This is a genomic window from Bradyrhizobium sp. SZCCHNR1093, from assembly GCF_032381175.1.
In the GTDB taxonomy this organism is placed as follows: Bacteria; Pseudomonadota; Alphaproteobacteria; order Rhizobiales; family Xanthobacteraceae; genus Bradyrhizobium.
Genome location: NZ_JAUHJJ010000021.1, coordinates 1 through 17,130 on the forward strand (window position 1 = coordinate 1; position 17,130 = coordinate 17,130).

Sequence of the window (17,130 nt, forward strand, 5' to 3'; positions counted from 1 at the left end):
CCGCCGCGTGCGCGGCTCCGCGTCGCGCAGGAAACGGCGGAGACAACACAGCAGTGATCGAATAGTGTCAGGGATCAACCCGGTCGGTCACGGGCGAGGCTCAAAGTGACGAGCGCAGACCTCTAGCCATCAGCGGCAATCATGACCGCCGGCGGCTGTCAGCTGCCGGTCCGAGTAAACCAACAAATTCCGCATCCGTGGCCCCCCCAACCCCTCCCCGCAAGGGGGAGGGGAGCGGACCGCCGTTGTGGGAAGAGGACGCGCCAAAACCACCCACCCGCGTCGCTTTACCGGTTCTTAGCCATCCCCCCTTACCTTGCGCCCGCGGCGCCGGTTGCGCGCCGCGCATGAATGGAGGTTGCGATGGCAGAGCGGATGAAGGGCGAACGCGTCGTCTTCGAGCGCGGCATCCCGGCTTTCATGATGGGCATCGACGGCACCTGGCGGCGCAACTGCACCATTGAGGACGTCTCGGAGACCGGGGCGAAGCTGACGGTCGAGGGCTCGGTCGAAGGCCTGCACCTGAAGGAGTTCTTCCTGCTGTTGTCGTCGACCGGCTTGGCCTACCGGCGCTGCGAGCTGGCCTGGGTCAATGGCGACCAGATCGGCGTCACCTTCCTGAAGCAGGGCAAGAAGAAGACCAACAAGCGCGCCACAGCGGAGGCCTGACGGCGTACCGGGAGACACCTGCGGCATCCTGCATCGGGACGACGGCGCCGCCGTCGCACATTCGTCATCGCGCCGGGCTATCGCAACCGACCGAGACGATAGATGTTTTTGCGTGGTATGATTCGTGCGTACCACCTTTGATCGAGATTGCCTGAGATGCCCGTCAAGCCGCACAAAGCCATGGTCCTCGCCGCCGGTCTCGGATTGCGCATGCGCCCACTGACGGAGACGATGCCCAAACCGCTGGTGCGCGTCGCCGGCCGCCCGCTGCTCGACCATGTGCTCGACCGCCTCGCCGAAGCCGGGGTCACCGAAGCCGTCGTCAATGTCCACTATCTCGCCGACCAGATCATCGCGCACACGGCCGCGCGCAGCACGCCCCGCGTGATCATCTCCGACGAGCGCGACCAGGTGCTCGGCACCGGCGGCGGCGTCGTCAAGGCGCTGCCGCTGCTCGGCCACGAGCCGTTCTTCCACGTCAACTCCGACACGATGTGGATCGAGGGCGTGCGCCAGAACCTCTCGCGTCTCGCCGACGCGTTCGATCCCGAACGCATGGACATCATGCTGCTGATGGCGCCGACCGCGACCTCGATCGGCTACGCGGGTCAAGGCGACTACGCGATGCTCGCCGACGGGACCTTGCGCAACCGGCGGGAGCATCAGGTGGTGCCGTTCGTCTATGCGGGAGCGGCCATCATCTCGCCCGCGATCTTCGATGGCGCACCATCGGGCGAGTTTTCGCTGACGAAGATGTTCGACAAGGCGAACGAGCAGGACCGCCTGTTCGGCCTCCGCCTCGAAGGCGTCTGGATGCATGTCGGCACGCCGGCCGCGGTGGCGGAAGCGGAAGAGGCTCTGATGGAGAGTGCGGCGTAGCGGACTGCCCGTCGGGCGAATCAAGTCGGCGCATTGCGCGATTTGCTCCGCCTCGTCGGCGCCGACCCTGCGCTGGCATCGCTCAAATTATCTGCGTCGAGAAGCTATTTTCGTCCGCACATTCAACCCGATCCCGCTCGTCGCATTCGACGCGCACAAAATTCTTCTTTCGCTTTTGCAGAATTCGTGTTCTCTCATGCGCATCCCGCCTCGTTGCGAGGGGCGTATCGCGGTCGTCACGAACGTTGAGCGCGGGATGCGATGGCCTGTCAGAACCGCAGCGCGCTCATGCGCGCCGACGAACGGTTTTGGCAGGACGGCGAAATCGTAAGGTCCCGGCATCCCGATGCTGATGCCAAGCTCGCGCCGCTGCTGACGCCGCGCGCGGGCGACGGTGGCTACAAGCCGGCACACCGAGGAGAGGACGTATAAGCCGTCAACCCATCGCGCAGGGAAGGCCGGGTCGTTCCGGCTGAACCTGTGGTTCCTGCCCCGTGCACTCTTTCACGCACGGGGGCCACGGGCCTCAGCCGAGGCCCGGCCTTCCCTGCGCCCTTGCTTCGGATGAGGGCGAACGATTTGCATCACTCGGGCGCGACGGCGTCGCGGGAATGAGGACGCATGAGGCGCGGTCGGTGGCCTGCCTAAGATGGCGAATCGGGCGAAACTGCTTCCTCATATTCAGTGTCGTCCCGGCCAAGCCTGGCATCGCGCAGCGAGGCCAGGGCTTGGCCGGGACCCATATCCACAGGGGGGCGTGTTGCGTAGGCTAGCCATGACCATCGCGCCACAAACATCAGCCTGGGGCTATGGATCCCGGGTCGGCGCCTCCGACAGCGCTGACGCGCCGTCAGAGGCTTGCCCGGGACGACGGCGAATATGCGGAGGTCGCGTGATCACCTCACTTCATCCGAGTGGCGAACGTCATCCCGGACCGCCGCTTCACGCCGCGAACTGCCCCACCCGCAAGTTCTAGGCAGCCGCACCTGTCAACACCCATCCACACCCCCGATATGACCTGCGGCCGATCGCTCCCTATATAGACGCCTCGAGCAACCCGAATCGCAGGCCATGCGCGTCTTCACCGTTCCCATCTCGGCGCCGTTCCTGCGCAGCGTGATCGCGGCGCTGGTCGACGGCCGGCTGGTCGACGGCTTCGAGGCGCGCAGCGATCCCGCCCGGCTCGCGACCGCGACGCTGTATCTGCCGACGCGGCGCTCCCTGCGGGTGGCGCGCGAGATGTTCCTCGACGAGCTGAAGACCGATGCCGCGGTGCTGCCGCGGCTCGTGGCGCTCGGCGACATCGACGAGGACGAGCTCGCCTTCGCGGAGGATCGCGACGCGTTCCTCGGGCCGGCGCCGCTGGAGATTCCGGAACGGCTCGACGACCTGCAGCGCCGGCTCACCTTGGCGCGGCTGGTCGCGGCCTGGGCCAAGACGCCGGTCTCGGCGCCGCTGGTGATCGGCGGCCCGGCCTCGACGCTGGCCCTGGCCGGCGACCTGGCGCGGCTGATCGACGACATGGTGACGCGCGGCGTGTCCTGGGATGCGCTCGATGCGCTGGTGCCGGATCAGCTCGACAAATACTGGCAGTATTCGCTCGAGTTCCTGCGCATCGCGCGGACCGCGTGGCCTGCCTATCTGCAGGAGATCGAGCGCATCGAGCCGGCGGCGCGGCGCGATCTGCTGATCGCGGCCGAAGCGGCGCGGCTGTCGGCGCATCCCGATGGTCCCGTCATTGCCGCAGGCTCCACCGGCTCGATGCCGGCCACGGCAAAATTCCTGCTCGCCGTCGCCAAGCTGCCGCATGGTGCTGTCGTGCTGCCGGGGCTCGACACCGATCTCGACGAAGCCGCGTGGAGTTCGATCGGCGGCAGCAAAGATCGCGGCGGCCGCGTGCTGACGCCACCTGCCGTCAACCATCCGCAATATGCGATGCACCTGCTGCTCAAACGCTTCGGCCTGGAGCGGCGCGACGTGGTCCGTCTCGCCCCAACCGGCCGCGGCGGCCGCGAGGTGCTGATCTCAGAAGCGATGCGGCCGTCGGAAGCGACGGCGATGTGGCACGAGCGGCTGCGCCAGTTCGACATCGCCGCCAACATCGCCGAAGCAATGGACAATCTCGCTGTCGTCGCGGCCCCCAATCCGGAGATGGAGGCGCTGGCGATTGCGATCGCGATGCGCGAGGCGCGGCATCTCGGCAAGTCGGCCGCGCTGGTGACGCCGGACCGCGCGCTGGCGCGCCGCGTGATGGCGGCGCTGACGCGCTGGCATCTGACCTTCGACGATTCCGGCGGCGATGCGCTGTTGGAGACGCCAGCCGGCATCTTCGCGCGCCTCGCCGCCGAAGCCGCCGCGCGCGGACTGGAGCCGCCGACCTTGCTGGCGCTGCTCAAGCATCCGCTGTGCCGGCTCGGCCGCGCCGCGAATGGCTGGAGGAGTGCCATCGAGACGCTGGAGCTCGCCATGCTCCGCGGCACGCGGCCACAAGCCGGAAGCAGCGGGCTTGCGCGCGACTTCGCGCGCTTCCGCGACGAGCACACCAAGCTGCACCAGGGCGAAGCATCATCGCTGCACAAGGCCGAGCCGCGCGCGCGTCTCAGTCCCGAGCAGCTCGACCGCGCCGGCGGGCTGATCGCGCAATTGCAGACGGCCTTGGCGCCGCTCGAAAACCTCGCCTCGCCGCGCCCGCAGGATTTCGCCGAGCTCGCCGCGCGGCATCGCGAGGTGCTGATCGCGTTGTCGACCGACGATGTCGGTCTCAGCACCGCCTTCACCGATCGCGACGGCGCCGCGCTGTCGCGCTGCTTCGACGACCTGCTCGCGTCCGGCGAGCGCTGCGGCCTGATGGCGCCGCTGTCGGACTATCCGGATCTGTTCCATACCGCCTTCTCCGATCGGGCGGTGCGCCGGCCCGAGCGCCACGGTGCGCAGCTGCAGATCTACGGTCCGCTCGAAGCGCGACTGATGCAGGCCGACCGCATGATCGTCGGCGGCCTGATCGAGGGCATATGGCCGCCGGCGCCGCGCATCGATCCCTGGCTCAGCCGCCCGATGCGGCATCAGCTCGGGCTCGATCTGCCCGAGCGCCGCATCGGACTATCAGCACACGATTTCGCACAACTGCTCGGCGCGCCCGAGGTGATCCTGACGCACGCCGCAAAGTCCGGCGGCGCGCCGGCCGTGGCCTCGCGCTTCCTGCACCGTCTCGAAGCCGTCGCCGGCGCCGAGCGCTGGAAGGCGGCGACCGCGCGCGGCGAGACTTACGTCCGCTATGCCGAGGTGCTCGACCAGCCGGCTGCGGTGAAGCCGGTCGAACAGCCGGCGCCGAAGCCGCCGCTGGCAGCACGGCCGCTGCGCATGTCGGTGACCGCCATCGAGGACTGGCTGCGCGATCCCTACACCATCTTCGCGCGCTACATCCTGCGGCTCGATCCGCTCGATCCTGTCGACATGCCACTGTCGGCGGCCGATCGCGGCTCGGCGATTCACGAGGCGATCGGCGAATTCACGCAGACTTATGCTGATGCCCTGCCGCTGCATCCGGCGCATGCGCTGCGCGTCATCGGCGAGAAACACTTTGCGCCGCTGATGGAGCGGCCCGAGGCGCGGGCATTGTGGTGGCCGCGTTTCCAGCGCATCGCCGGCTGGTTCGCGGCGTGGGAGACCGCGCGGCGCGCGCAGATCGGCGCCATCACCGCGGAGATCCGCGGCGAGATCGGCATTCCCTTGGATCAGGGCCGCACCTTCATCCTGTCGGCGCGCGCCGACCGCATCGAACAGCGTGCCGAGGGCACCTACGCCATTCTCGACTACAAGACTGGCCAGCCGCCGACGGCCAAGCAGGTGCGCATGGGGCTGTCGCCGCAGCTCACACTCGAAGCCGCGATCCTGCGCGAAGGCGGCTTCGAGGGCATCCCGGCCGGCAGCATGATCAGTCAGCTCGTTTATGTCAGGCTGTCCGGCAACAATCCGCCAGGCGAAGAGCGCATCCTCGAGCTGAAGATCAACAAGAGCGACACGGCGCAGCACCCGGACCAGGCCGCGCAGGAGGCGCGCGCCAAGCTCGAAGCACTGATCCGCAGCTTCGAGGATGTCAATCAAGGCTACACCTCGCTGAACCTGTCGATGTGGGCGAACCGCTACGGCAGCTATGACGACCTCGCCCGCATCAAGGAATGGTCGGCGGCCGGCGGACTGGGAGTCGAAGAATGGTGAAGGCGCCCCGCCCCATTCCGCAGGCCGTGCGCGACGCGCAGACGCGCGCGTCGAATCCGGCGGCGTCGGCCTTCGTGTCGGCGAATGCCGGCTCGGGCAAGACGCATGTGCTGGTGCAGCGCGTGATCCGACTGCTGCTCGACGGCGTGCCGCCGGAGAAGATCCTCTGCATCACCTTCACCAAGGCCGCCGCCGCCAACATGGCCGAGCGCGTGTTCTCGACGCTCGGCCATTGGGTGACGCTCGACGACGACGCGCTCGACAGCGCGATCCAATCCACCGGCATCCCAAACCCCGACAAGAAGCTGCGGGCGTCGGCGCGAAAGCTGTTCGCCAGCGCGCTGGAGACGCCGGGCGGGCTGAAGGTGCAGACCATTCACGCGCTGTGCACGCGGCTGCTGCAACAGTTCCCGTTCGAAGCCAACGTGCCGGCGCGGTTCTCGGTGCTCGACGAGCGCGACCAGACCGAGATGATGGAGCGCGCCAATCTCAAGGTGCTGCTCGACGCCGCGCGGGCGCCCAACAGCGCGGTCGGCCGCGCGCTGCAGGTGGCGATGGCCAATGCGGCGGACTCGACCTTCAAGGATGTCGTGCGCGACGCCTGTCTCAGCCGCGATCATTTCATGGCCTGGACCGATGGCGCCGGGCGCGTCGAGGTCGCGGCGCAACAGCTCGGCGAGGTGCTCGGCATCAGCGCCGACGAGACGCTGGAAGCCATCGAGCGCGACATTGTCGACGGCCCCAATCTGCCACTGAGGGATTGGACCGACATCGGCGGCCGGCTCGACGGCGGCGCCAAGACCGATCAGAAGCAGGCCGAGCAGTTGCGCGCGGCGCTGGCGTTCTCGGGCGCCGATCAGGTCGATGAATATCTCCGCGTATTCCTGACCGAGGACAAGGAGCCGCGGAAGTCCCTGCTCACCAAGAAGTTCGCCGACGCCAATCCCGGCATCGCCGGCCTATTCGAATCGGAAGCGCGCCGGCTCGACCGCCTGATCGAGAAGCGCCGCGCCGCTGTCGTGCGCGACCGCACCGAGGCGCTGCTGCAGATCGCCACCGCGGCGGCTGCGAACTATCGCCGCGAGAAGGAGGAACGCGGTCTCCTCGATTATGACGACCTGATCGACAAGACGCTGGCGATGCTGAACCGCGTCTCGGCGGGCTGGGTGCACTACAAGCTCGACCGCGGCGTCGATCACGTGCTGATCGACGAGGCGCAGGACACGAGCCCACGGCAATGGGACATTGTCGCCCACATCATCGAGGAGTTCACCGCCGGCGCCGGGGCGCGCGACGGACTCACGCGTACGATCTTCGCGGTGGGCGACGAGAAGCAGTCGATCTTCTCGTTCCAGGGCGCCGACCCGCACGAGTTCGATGCGCGCCGGCGGCAATTGCAGAAGCGCTTCACCGACGCCGGGCTGTCGTTCGATCCGGTGTCCTTCACCTATTCGTTCCGCTCCGGGCCGACGGTGCTGCACGCGGTCGACCACGTGTTCCGCGAGCGCGAGGTCTACAGCAGCATCCACTCGCCTGACATCGGCCATCCTATCCACAACGCGCTGACCGATGCCGGACCGAGCATGGTCGAGCTCTGGAGCCTGTGCGAGCGCGACGACCGCAAGGAGATCGAGGGCTGGCGCGCGCCGTTCGACGGCGTCTCCGTCACCAGCCCCGAGGTCAAGCTTTCCCGGCGCATCCAGGCCGAGATCAAGCGGCTCATTCGTGTGGGGACGATGACCGGCCATGACGGTGCGCGGCGGCGGCTGAGCTATGGCGACATGCTGATCCTGGTGCGCCGTCGCGGCAACGCATTCGACGCGGTGATCCAGGCGCTGAAGCATGCCGGCATCCCCGTGGCGGGCGCCGACCGGCTCAAGCTGACCGAGCACATCGCGATCATCGACCTGATGAACCTCGCCGACGCGCTGCTGCTGCCGCAGGACGATCTGGCGCTGGCGACCGCGCTGAAGAGCCCGTTGTTCGGGCTCGACGACGACGATCTGTTCAAGCTCGCCTGGCAGCGCCGCGGGTCCTTGCGAGATGCGCTCGTCGCGCACGCGACAACGGACGAGCGGCTGCAGGGCGTGGTGCGCCGGCTCCAGCAATGCGAGCGCCGTGCCGCCGAGGACACGCCGTTCGCCTTCTATGCCTGGCTGCTCGGCGGCGATGGCGGCCGGCGACGCGTCCTGGCGCGGCTGGGTCACGAGGCCAATGACGCCCTCGACGAATTCCTCGAGCTCGCGCTGTCCTACGAGCGCAAGGCGCCGGCCGCGCTGCAGGGCTTCGTCGCCTGGCTGCGCGCCGCCGACACCGAGGTGAAGCGCGACATGGAGATCTCGCGCGACGAGATCAGGGTGATGACCGTGCACGGCGCCAAGGGCCTCGAGGCCTCCGTCGTCTTCCTGGTCGACACCACCTCGTCGCCGGCGGATTCGCAGCGGCTGCGGCTGATCCACGTGCCGCATGGCGAGCAGGAGATCGTGGTCTGGGCCGGGCGCAAGGCCGACGATCCGCAAGCCGTCGCGGCGGCACGCGTGGCGATGCTCAAGGAGACCGAGGACGAATATCGCCGGCTGCTCTATGTCGCGATGACCCGCGCCGCGGATCGGCTGGTCATCGGCGGCTGCATGCCGGGCAACATGAACAACGTCCGCGGCGGCAGCTGGTACGACCTGATGGCGCGCGGGCTCGATGCCGCGGGGCTGCAGATCGAGGTGATCGAAACCGAAGACGGACCGGTCAAGCGCTATGCGCGGGCCGAGGACATCGCGGAAACCGCTGCTGACGAAACGCGGCGCATGGTCGAGACGGCGGTCGAGCTGCCGGCTTGGCTGCGCACGGCGGCGGTGGAGGCGCCCGGCGAGGTCGCCGTGCTCAGGCCGTCCGATCCATCCGCCGACGAGCGGCCGGTGCGCACGGGCGAATCGCTGGCGGCGCGCAGTCTTGCGATGCAGCGCGGCACGCTGGTGCATCGCCTGCTGCAGTCGCTGCCCGACGTGCTGCCGGAGCGGCGCCGCGACGCCGCGCTGCGATATTTGATTCGCAATGCCGCCGACTGGCCGGACGACGACCGTGCGGGTCTCGCGGACCGCGTGCTCGCCGTCATCGAAGACCCGCGCTTTGCCGCGGTGTTCGCGGCCGGGAGCCGGGCGGAAGTCTCGATCGTGGGCCGCCTCGCACTGGCCGGCCAGCCGCCGGCGCTGGTCTCCGGCCAGATCGACCGACTGGTGGTGACCGAGGCCGAGGTGCTGATCGTCGACTTCAAGACCAACCAGCAGCCGCCCGCGGAGCTGGCCGACGTGCCCCCGGCCTATGTCCGGCAGCTTGCGCTGTACCGCGCCGTGCTTGGCCAATTGTACCCCGGGCGCGCCGTCCGGGCCGCCCTGCTCTGGACCGAAGCCGCTGAATTCATGGAGCTTCCGGCCTCCGCGCCGGACGCCATGCTGCCATCCGATCCCGACTGAGTGAGCCCGCTTGACCCGGCATCACGCCATTCCTACTTTGACATCCACGCTGAGGCGGCGCGTCCGCGCCGCTCCCTCCAACCGAACGAGGTAATCCCATGGCCGTTGGCAAGGTTTCCGACGCCGATTTCGAAAGCGAAGTGCTCAAGGCCGACGGCCCGGTCGTGGTCGACTTCTGGGCCGAATGGTGCGGCCCGTGCCGCATGATCGCGCCGGCCCTCGACGAGATCTCGAGCGCGATGGGCGACAAGGTCAAGATCGTGAAGTTGAACGTCGACGAGAGCCCGAAGACGGCCTCGAAGTACGGCGTGATGTCGATCCCCACCCTCATGGTGTTCAAGGGCGGCGAGATGGCCTCGCGCCAGGTCGGTGCCGCGCCGAAGGCGAAGCTGCAGCAGTGGATCTCGTCGGCGGTGTGACGCGTCGAGAACCATGATTTTTGGCGAGCGGCCGGCGGAATCGCCGGCCGTTTGCGTTGAGGGGTGTGAGTCAGCGTTTTCGGATGTCGCCATGCCCGCCCGCGCCCATCGCTCGCCCTCCCGCAAATCCGGCCTGCTGGCCATGGAGGCGCGCTCGGTGGATGCAATCCCGCGCGGCGAGGACTGGCAGTACGAGCCGAAATGGGACGGCTTCCGTTGCCTGCTGACGCGCGACGGCGCAACGGTGACGATGCAGTCGAAGGCCGGCGAGGACCTCGCGCGCTACTTCCCGGAGATTGTCGCTGCGGCGCGCGAGCTCGAGGCGACGAGCTTCATCCTCGACGGCGAGCTGGTGGTGCCGCAGGCGAAGTCGTTCTCGTTCGATGCATTGCTGCAGCGGATTCATCCCGCCGCCAGCCGGGTGAAGAAGCTATCGGTGGAGACGCCGGCGCTGTTCCTGGCCTTCGATCTGCTGGCGAGTGGCAAGAAGGAGCTAGTGACGCACACGCTGCACGAGCGGCGGCCGGCGCTGGAGGCGTTCGCGAAAGCGAACTTCGCGGATCATCCGACGTTCCGGCTGTCGCCGGCGACGAGGCGCTTCGCGACCGCGCAAAGCTGGCTGGCGCAGTCCGGCGGCGGCTCGGATGGCGTAATCGCCAAGCGCCTCGACCTGCCCTACCAGGCCGGCAACCGCGAGGGCATGCAGAAGATCAAGCGCTACCGCTCAGCCGACTGCGTGATCGGCGGCTTCCGTTACGCCACCAACAAGGGCGCCAACGGGCGCAAGCTGGTCGGCTCGCTGCTGCTCGGGCTCTACGACGATGACGGCCTGCTGCACCACGTCGGCTTCACCTCCGCGCTCAAGAAGGAGGAGAAGCCCGCGCTGACCGACAAGCTCGAGCCGCTGATCTCGCCGCCCGGCTTCACCGGCAATACGCCGGGCGGGCCGAGCCGGTGGTCGACCGAGCGCTCGGCGGAATGGTGTCCGCTGAAGCCGAAGCTGGTGATCGAGGTCTGCTACGACCATTTCTCCGGCGAGCGCTTTCGCCACGGCACCTCGATCCTACGCTGGCGCCCCGACAAGTCACCGCGGCAATGCACCTTCGAGCAGCTCAGGCAGAAGGTTGCTGATCCCTTGAAGCTGCTCGCGTGAGGTCAGCGGATCCAGCCGGTCGCGAGCGCAGCGGCAAACTCGCCGTCACCATTGGCGCGCGCGAGCGCGGCCATGGCCTGGTGATCATAGGGCACGTGGCGGAAGGTCACGCTCCAGCCGGCCGACCGCTGCTCCAGGATCGCGTAGCGCGCATCGGGCGTGCCCGCTTCGACGACATGCGGATGCGGCACGTCGTAGGAATAGCCGGGACTGCCGACGCTGCCGGGATTGACGATCAGCCGCCCGTCGCGCAGGCGCACCGCGCGGGCCGTGTGCGTATGGCCGCACAGGATCAGCGGCTGCGAGATATCAGCGGCAAGTTTCTCGATCGCATCGAGCGGCGCGCAAGTGATCGCACCGTCCTGAGCGACGCTCTCGAGCCAGTAGACGTTATCGTCATCGGGCGTCGCGTGACAAAGGAAGGCCTGGTCCCGATAGACGGCCGTCGCCGGGATCGCGCGCAGCCAGTCGAGATGATCAGCTTCGAGCTGGGCGTAGGCGGGTCGCTCCCAAGCCCCCATCTTCTCCGGCGGCCGATCGATCAGCCAGCGGTCATGATTGCCGCGCACATGCATCGCCTCGAGCGGCATCAGCAAGTCCATTGTCTTGCGCGCGTCGAGCGGACCACTGGCCATGTCGCCGAGGTTGACGATCTCGGTCACGCCTTGCGCCCGGATGTCGGCCAGCACGGCTTCGAGCGCGAGATGGTTGCCGTGGACGTCTGCGATCGCGGCAAAGCGCATGCGCTATTCCCCTCAGGTCGGCGGCGTGCCGTTGAGGTCGAGCACGTGCCCTGCGAGATAGAGCGACCCCGTGATCAGGATACGCGGCGGGACCTCATAGGCAAGCCGCGCGATGCCGGCGAGCGCGGACGCGACGTCATCGGCGATCTCGACGCGCATGCCGAGCGTGCGTGCGGCGGCGGCCAGATCAGCCGGCGCCATCGCCTTGCTCTCATTGGGTATCGGCACGACGATGATGTGCCGCGTCAGGCCCGCGAAATTGGCGAGGAACGCCGCCGCATCCTTATTGCCCATCATCCCGACGATCACGACGAGCTGCCGCGACACGCGTTCCTCGAGGTCGCCGATCGCCGCCGCAACGACGCGGCCGCCGTCCGCGTTGTGGCCGCCATCGAGCCAGATCTCCGCGCCCTGCGGGGCGATGGCGGTGAGCGCACCGCTCGACAGCCGCTGCATGCGTGCCGGCCATTCAGCGCCGACGATGCCGTCCTCGAACGCCTTGGTGGTGAGCTTGAACTGATCGACCGCGCGCAAGGTCGCGATCGCGAGGCCCGCATTGTCGAACTGATGCCGGCCGAACAGTTTTGGCGCCGGAAGATCAAGAAGACCACGATCGTCCTGATAGACGAGCCGGTTGCGCTCGACACTGACGTGCCAGCTCTCGCCGGCGGCAAACAACGGCGCGCGCTGGCGCCTGGCCTCACGCTCGATCACGGCCATGGCATCGGGCTCCTGCGCGGCCGAGATCACCGGACAGCCGCGCTTGATGATGGCGGCCTTCTCGGCCGCGATCAGCGCGCGGGTGTCGCCGAGAAATTCCATGTGGTCCATGCCGATCGGGGTCAGCACCGACGCTGCGACCTGCTCGAGCACATTGGTGGAATCGAGCCGGCCACCGAGGCCGACCTCGAGCAGCACGACATCGGCCGGATGCTTCGCGAACAGCACGAACGCCGCGACGGTCTTGACCTCGAAGAAGGTGATCGGCGCGCCGGCATTGACCCGCTCGCATTCCAGCAGCGCGGAGATCAGCACCTCGTCGTCGACGAGGACGCCGCCGCCGACCTTGCCGAGCCGATAGCTCTCGTTGATGCGCACCAGCCAGGGCGAGGTGAAGACGTGGACGCGCAGGCCCGCCGCTTCGAGCATGGCACGGAGATAGGCGACAGTGGAGCCCTTGCCGTTGGTGCCGGCGACGTGGATCACCGGCGGCAGCTTGCGCTCGGGATGACCGAGCTGGCCGAGCAGCCGGTGCATGCGTTCGAGCCCGAGCGAAATCTTGCTCGGATGCAGCACGGACAGCCGCGCGATCAACTCGTCGAGCGAGGGCGGTGACTTGGCGAGATCGTTCACGCGGTCGGCGCGACCGCCGGCGCATCCGCCGCCTCAACGGCCTTCGCCGGCGGCGGCAGCTGCGGCGCGGGCTTGGCGTGTTCGACAGCCGGCGCCTTGGTCAGCAGGCGACACAGCCGCGCCAGGGTCGGGCGCAGGTCATGACGATGCACGACCATGTCGACCATGCCGTGGTCCAGGAGGTATTCAGCGCGCTGGAAACCTTCGGGCAGCTTCTCGCGAATGGTCTGCTCGATCACCCGGGCGCCGGCGAACCCGATCAGCGCGCCGGGCTCGGCGATGTGGACGTCGCCGAGCATCGCGTAGGACGCGGTGACGCCGCCGGTGGTCGGATTGGTCTGCACGACGATGTAGGGCAGCTTGGCCTCGCGCAGCATCTGCACGGCCACCGTCGTGCGCGGCATCTGCATCAAGGACAGGATGCCTTCCTGCATGCGCGCGCCACCGGAGGCCGCGAACACGATGAACGGCGACTTCTTCTCGACCGCGAGTTCGAGGCCACGCACGATCGCTTCGCCCGCGGCCATGCCGAGCGAGCCGCCCATGAAATCGAAATCCTGCACGGCGATGACAACGCCCATGCCTTCGAGCTTGCCGAAGCCGACCTTGACCGCATCGTTCATGCCGGTCCGCGCCCGGGCATCCTTGATGCGGTCGGCATAGCGGCGCTCGTCACGGAATTTCAGCGGATCTGGCGTCACCTCGGGCAGGGCGACGTCGAACCAGGTCTCGTTGTCGAACATCGACTTCAGCCGCGCCACCGCGCCCATGCGCATGTGGTAGTTGGAGCCGGGGATGACGAACTGGTTGGCCTCGACGTCCTTGTAGAACACGAGCTGTCCGGAATCCGGGCACTTGATCCAGAGGTTCTCCGGCGTCTCGCGGCGCAGGATGTTGCGGATCTTCGGCCGGACCACGTTGGTAAGCCAGTTCATGTGTCGCTCCGTGTTGCGGTCGCCCGAATATATGGCGGGACGGCGGGGTCACGGCAAGACGGCCGCGACGCCCGGTCGAATAGTGGTTGACGGCCTATTCCGCGGCCTGTTGCGCCCCGTGCACGCCCCTTGCCAGCGCAGCGGCCAGATCGGCGACGGCGCTCACCGTCTTGGCGGTCGCGCGTCCCTCGGCATCGAGGCTGGCGCGGAGCGCGTCGACCAGGGCGGTGCCGACCACGGCGCCGTCGGCATTGGCGGCGATGGCGCGGGCGGTCTCCGGTGTCCGGATGCCGAAGCCGACGCAGACAGGCAGCGCCGTATGCCGCTTGATCCGGGCCACGGCGGCACCGACGGCGGAGGAGTCCGCCGCCGCCGCGCCGGTAATGCCGGTGATCGAGACGTAGTAGACGAAGCCGGAGGTGTTCGCGAGCACGGCCGGCAGCCGCTTGTCATCGGTGGTCGGCGTCGCCAGCCGGATGAAATTCAGCCCGGCCTTCAGGGCGGGAATGCACAGCTCGCTGTCTTCCTCCGGCGGCAGGTCGACGATGATCAGGCCGTCGACGCCGGCGCTCTTCGCATCATCGAGGAACTTGTCGACGCCGTAGATGTAGATCGGGTTGTAGTAGCCCATCAGCACGATCGGCGTGTCAGCATCGCTCTCGCGGAAGCTGCGCACCAGTTGCAGCGTCTTCCTCAGGGTCATCCCCGCCTTGAGCGCGCGCAGACCCGCCGCCTGGATCGACGGACCATCGGCCATCGGATCGGTGAACGGCATGCCGATCTCGATGATATCGGCGCCCGCCTGCGGCAGCGCCTTGACGATGGCGAGCGATGTCTCGGGATCGGGATCACCACCCATGACGAAGGTGACGAACGCCGAGCGGCCTTCCTGCTTCAACTGCGCGAAGCGCGCATCCATCCGTCTGGTCACGATGCCTTCGCCCTTCCTCGCAGGATATCGCCGACCTGCGGCACGTCCTTGTCGCCGCGGCCGGACATGTTGACCACCATCAAGTGGTCTTTCGGCTTCTTCGGCGCGAGCTCCATGACCTTGGCGATCGCGTGCGCCGGCTCCAGCGCGGGAATGATGCCCTCGAGCCGCGACAGCAACTGGAACGCCGCAAGCGCCTCCTCGTCGGTCGCCGACAAATAGTTCACGCGGCCGACGTCGTGCAGCCAGGAATGCTCTGGCCCGATGCCGGGGTAATCGAGACCGGCCGAGATCGAATGCGCCTCCTCGATCTGCCCGTCCTCGTCCATCAGCAGATAGGTGCGGTTGCCGTGCAGCACACCGGGGCGGCCGCCGGCGATCGAGGCGGCGTGCAGATGCGTCAGGCCGTGGCCCGCCGCTTCGACGCCATAGATCTCGACCGAGGGATCATCGAGGAACGGATGGAACAGGCCCATCGCATTGGAGCCGCCGCCGATGCAGGCAATCAGCGAGTCCGGCAGCCGGCCCTCGGCCTCCTGCATCTGCGTGCGCGTCTCGTTGCCGATCACCGACTGGAAATCGCGCACCATCATCGGATAGGGGTGCGGGCCGGCGACGGTACCGATGCAATAAAACGTGTCGTGGACGTTGGTGACCCAGTCACGCAGCGCCTCGTTCATCGCGTCCTTCAGGGTCTTCGCACCGGACTGCACCGGCACCACTTTGGCGCCGAGCATCTCCATGCGGATCACGTTGGGCTGCTGCCGCTCGACGTCGACCGCGCCCATGTAGACGACGCAATCGAGACCGAAGCGCGCGCACAGCGTCGCCGTCGCCACGCCGTGCTGGCCGGCGCCGGTCTCGGCGATGATGCGCTTCTTGCCCATGCGGCGCGCGACCATGATCTGGCCGAGCACGTTGTTGACCTTGTGCGAGCCGGTGTGATTGAGCTCCTCGCGCTTGAAGTAGATCTTGGCGCCGCCGAGATGCTCGGTCAGGCGCTCTGCGTAGTACAGCGGCGAGGGCCGGCCCACGTAGTTCTTTAGATAGCCGTTCATCTCGGCATGAAACGCGGGATCGGCCTTGGCCTCCGCATAGGCCTTTTCCAGATCGAGGATCAGCGGCATCAGGGTTTCGGCGACGAAGCGGCCGCCGAAAATGCCGAAGTGACCGCGGTCGTCCGGACCGCTGCGGTAGGAATTGGGAATGGCTGTCGTCATTGAACGCTCAACTCTTCAGCGGCCCGCGCCGCGCGAATGAAATCCCGGATCATGTCGCAATCCTTCACACCCGGCGCCCGCTCGACGCCCGATGACACGTCGACGCCGCCCGCGCAGGTGATCCGCACGGCCTCGGCGACGTTGTCGACGCTCAGGCCGCCAGAGACCATGAACGGGCGATCGAGCTTCAGGCCCTGTAGCAGACGCCAATCGAAGGTGGCACCGAGGCCACCGGGGCGGGTCGCATCCTTGGGCGCCCGCGCATCGAACAGGATGCGATCGCACACATCGGCATAGCCCGCCAGCGGCGCGAGATCGGCGGAGGTCGCGACCGGGATGGCCTTCATGACGGGCAGGCCGAAGCGCTGCTTGAGGTCACGGATGCGCGCGACGCTTTCACGTCCGTGCAGCTGCAGGAGATCGGGGTGCAGGGTCTCGACGATGTTCTCGACAGTCGCGTCGTCGGCATCGACGGTCAGCGCCACCTTGAGCGCGCGGCCCCTGACGTCACGACCCAGCTCACGCGCGGCCGTCAGACCGACATGGCGTGGGGACGGCGGAAAGAACACGAAGCCCACCATGTCGGCGCCCGCGTCGAGCGCCGCAGCGAGGGTGTCGGGCGTGGTCAGGCCGCAGATTTTGACGATCAGGGACATCGATGAACAACGCACGTCCGGGCGGAAAGGATCACCAGAAGCCGGCGGCTTCGAAGGCCGCCGAGCTTTGGCGCCTTCTACAACGCGGCGCCCTGCTTGTCTCGCCCATAAGGGGCGAAAAGGCGCGCCGGCGCTGCCGGAACCAGGGATTGTGCCGGCCCCTGATTTGCACGCGCCGCGGCGCTGAGCTGCGCCACCTGCGCGCGGGCCGCTTCGGCATCGGCCTGATGGCGGCGCGCGGCCCGGCGCCAGCGGCGCTGGCCGATCCAGGTGGCACAGCCACCCGCGATCACGCCCAGGATCGCGACGGCGATGATCAAGGCGAACAGCGGGACCGACGCCGCAAGCGCCGGATCAGTCGCGTTGAAGGGATCAAACGACACGGTAACGAAATGCCGATTGGCGACCGCGAAGATGACGAACAGCACCAGCAGCGGAAGGACGACCACGACAGTGAAGAATTTTCGCATGCGCTCGCTCGTGTCAG

General features: G+C 67.8%; 13 protein-coding genes. 6 read left to right on the forward strand and 7 right to left on the reverse strand.

The genetic code is table 11. The annotated features are described in order from the left end of the window. The first annotated feature begins 363 nt into the window (after positions 1–363). The 6 genes from QX070_RS32500 (at position 364) to QX070_RS32525 (ending at position 10,805) form a co-directional block, all read left to right on the forward strand. Entirely contained in the window at positions 364–669 is a 306-nt protein-coding gene (locus QX070_RS32500; protein WP_008963143.1) for a PilZ domain-containing protein, read from the forward strand. Positions 670–825: 156 nt separating this feature from the next. Then, positions 826–1,548, forward strand: a complete 723-nt coding sequence (locus tag QX070_RS32505; protein ID WP_315741224.1) for a nucleotidyltransferase family protein — start codon at positions 826–828, stop codon at positions 1,546–1,548. 1,071 nt (positions 1,549–2,619) lie between these two features. Continuing rightward, a complete protein-coding gene (gene addB / locus QX070_RS32510) occupies positions 2,620–5,766 on the forward strand; it encodes a double-strand break repair protein AddB (RefSeq protein WP_315741225.1) in 3,147 nt (1,048 codons plus the stop codon). After that, positions 5,760–9,233, forward strand: coding sequence for a double-strand break repair helicase AddA (gene addA, locus QX070_RS32515; RefSeq protein ID WP_315741226.1), 3,474 nt, complete (start codon positions 5,760–5,762; stop codon positions 9,231–9,233). The genes addB and addA overlap by 7 nt, the downstream gene beginning before the upstream one ends. Positions 9,234–9,331: 98 nt before the next feature. Further along, the gene (trxA, locus tag QX070_RS32520) at positions 9,332–9,652 is read left to right on the forward strand and encodes a thioredoxin (RefSeq protein ID WP_015663255.1); all 321 of its coding nucleotides are present in this window, start codon (positions 9,332–9,334) and stop codon (positions 9,650–9,652) included. 142 nt (positions 9,653–9,794) lie between these two features. Continuing rightward, a complete protein-coding gene (locus QX070_RS32525) occupies positions 9,795–10,805 on the forward strand; it encodes an ATP-dependent DNA ligase (RefSeq protein ID WP_315741258.1) in 1,011 nt (336 codons plus the stop codon). A gap of 2 nt (positions 10,806–10,807) precedes the next feature. Here QX070_RS32525 and QX070_RS32530 read toward each other — a convergent pair whose 3' ends face one another. The 7 genes from QX070_RS32530 to QX070_RS32560 all read right to left on the reverse strand — a co-directional run bounded on the left by QX070_RS32530 (position 10,808) and on the right by QX070_RS32560 (position 17,113). Continuing rightward, positions 10,808–11,548, reverse strand: a complete 741-nt coding sequence (locus QX070_RS32530) for a metallophosphoesterase family protein (protein ID WP_315741227.1) — start codon at positions 11,546–11,548, stop codon at positions 10,808–10,810. A gap of 12 nt (positions 11,549–11,560) precedes the next feature. After that, the gene (locus tag QX070_RS32535) at positions 11,561–12,901 is read right to left on the reverse strand and encodes a folylpolyglutamate synthase/dihydrofolate synthase family protein (RefSeq protein ID WP_315741228.1); all 1,341 of its coding nucleotides are present in this window, start codon (positions 12,899–12,901) and stop codon (positions 11,561–11,563) included. After that, positions 12,898–13,836 (reverse strand): acetyl-CoA carboxylase, carboxyltransferase subunit beta, encoded by a 939-nt coding sequence (gene accD / locus QX070_RS32540; protein WP_315741229.1) that lies wholly within the window; start codon positions 13,834–13,836, stop codon positions 12,898–12,900. Before accD ends, QX070_RS32535 begins: the two co-directional genes overlap by 4 nt. 94 nt (positions 13,837–13,930) lie before the next feature. Beyond that, entirely contained in the window at positions 13,931–14,767 is an 837-nt protein-coding gene (gene trpA, locus QX070_RS32545; RefSeq protein ID WP_315741230.1) for a tryptophan synthase subunit alpha, read from the reverse strand. Further along, a complete protein-coding gene (gene trpB / locus QX070_RS32550) occupies positions 14,764–15,987 on the reverse strand; it encodes a tryptophan synthase subunit beta (RefSeq protein WP_315741231.1) in 1,224 nt (407 codons plus the stop codon). The genes trpA and trpB overlap by 4 nt, the downstream gene beginning before the upstream one ends. Continuing rightward, on the reverse strand, positions 15,984–16,643 hold the full coding sequence (locus QX070_RS32555; protein ID WP_315741232.1) for a phosphoribosylanthranilate isomerase: 660 nt from the start codon (positions 16,641–16,643) through the stop codon (positions 15,984–15,986). The genes trpB and QX070_RS32555 overlap by 4 nt, the downstream gene beginning before the upstream one ends. Before the next feature lie 77 nt (positions 16,644–16,720). Continuing rightward, positions 16,721–17,113, reverse strand: a complete 393-nt coding sequence (locus tag QX070_RS32560) for a lipopolysaccharide assembly protein LapA domain-containing protein (RefSeq protein ID WP_315741233.1) — start codon at positions 17,111–17,113, stop codon at positions 16,721–16,723. Positions 17,114–17,130 lie beyond the last annotated feature (17 nt).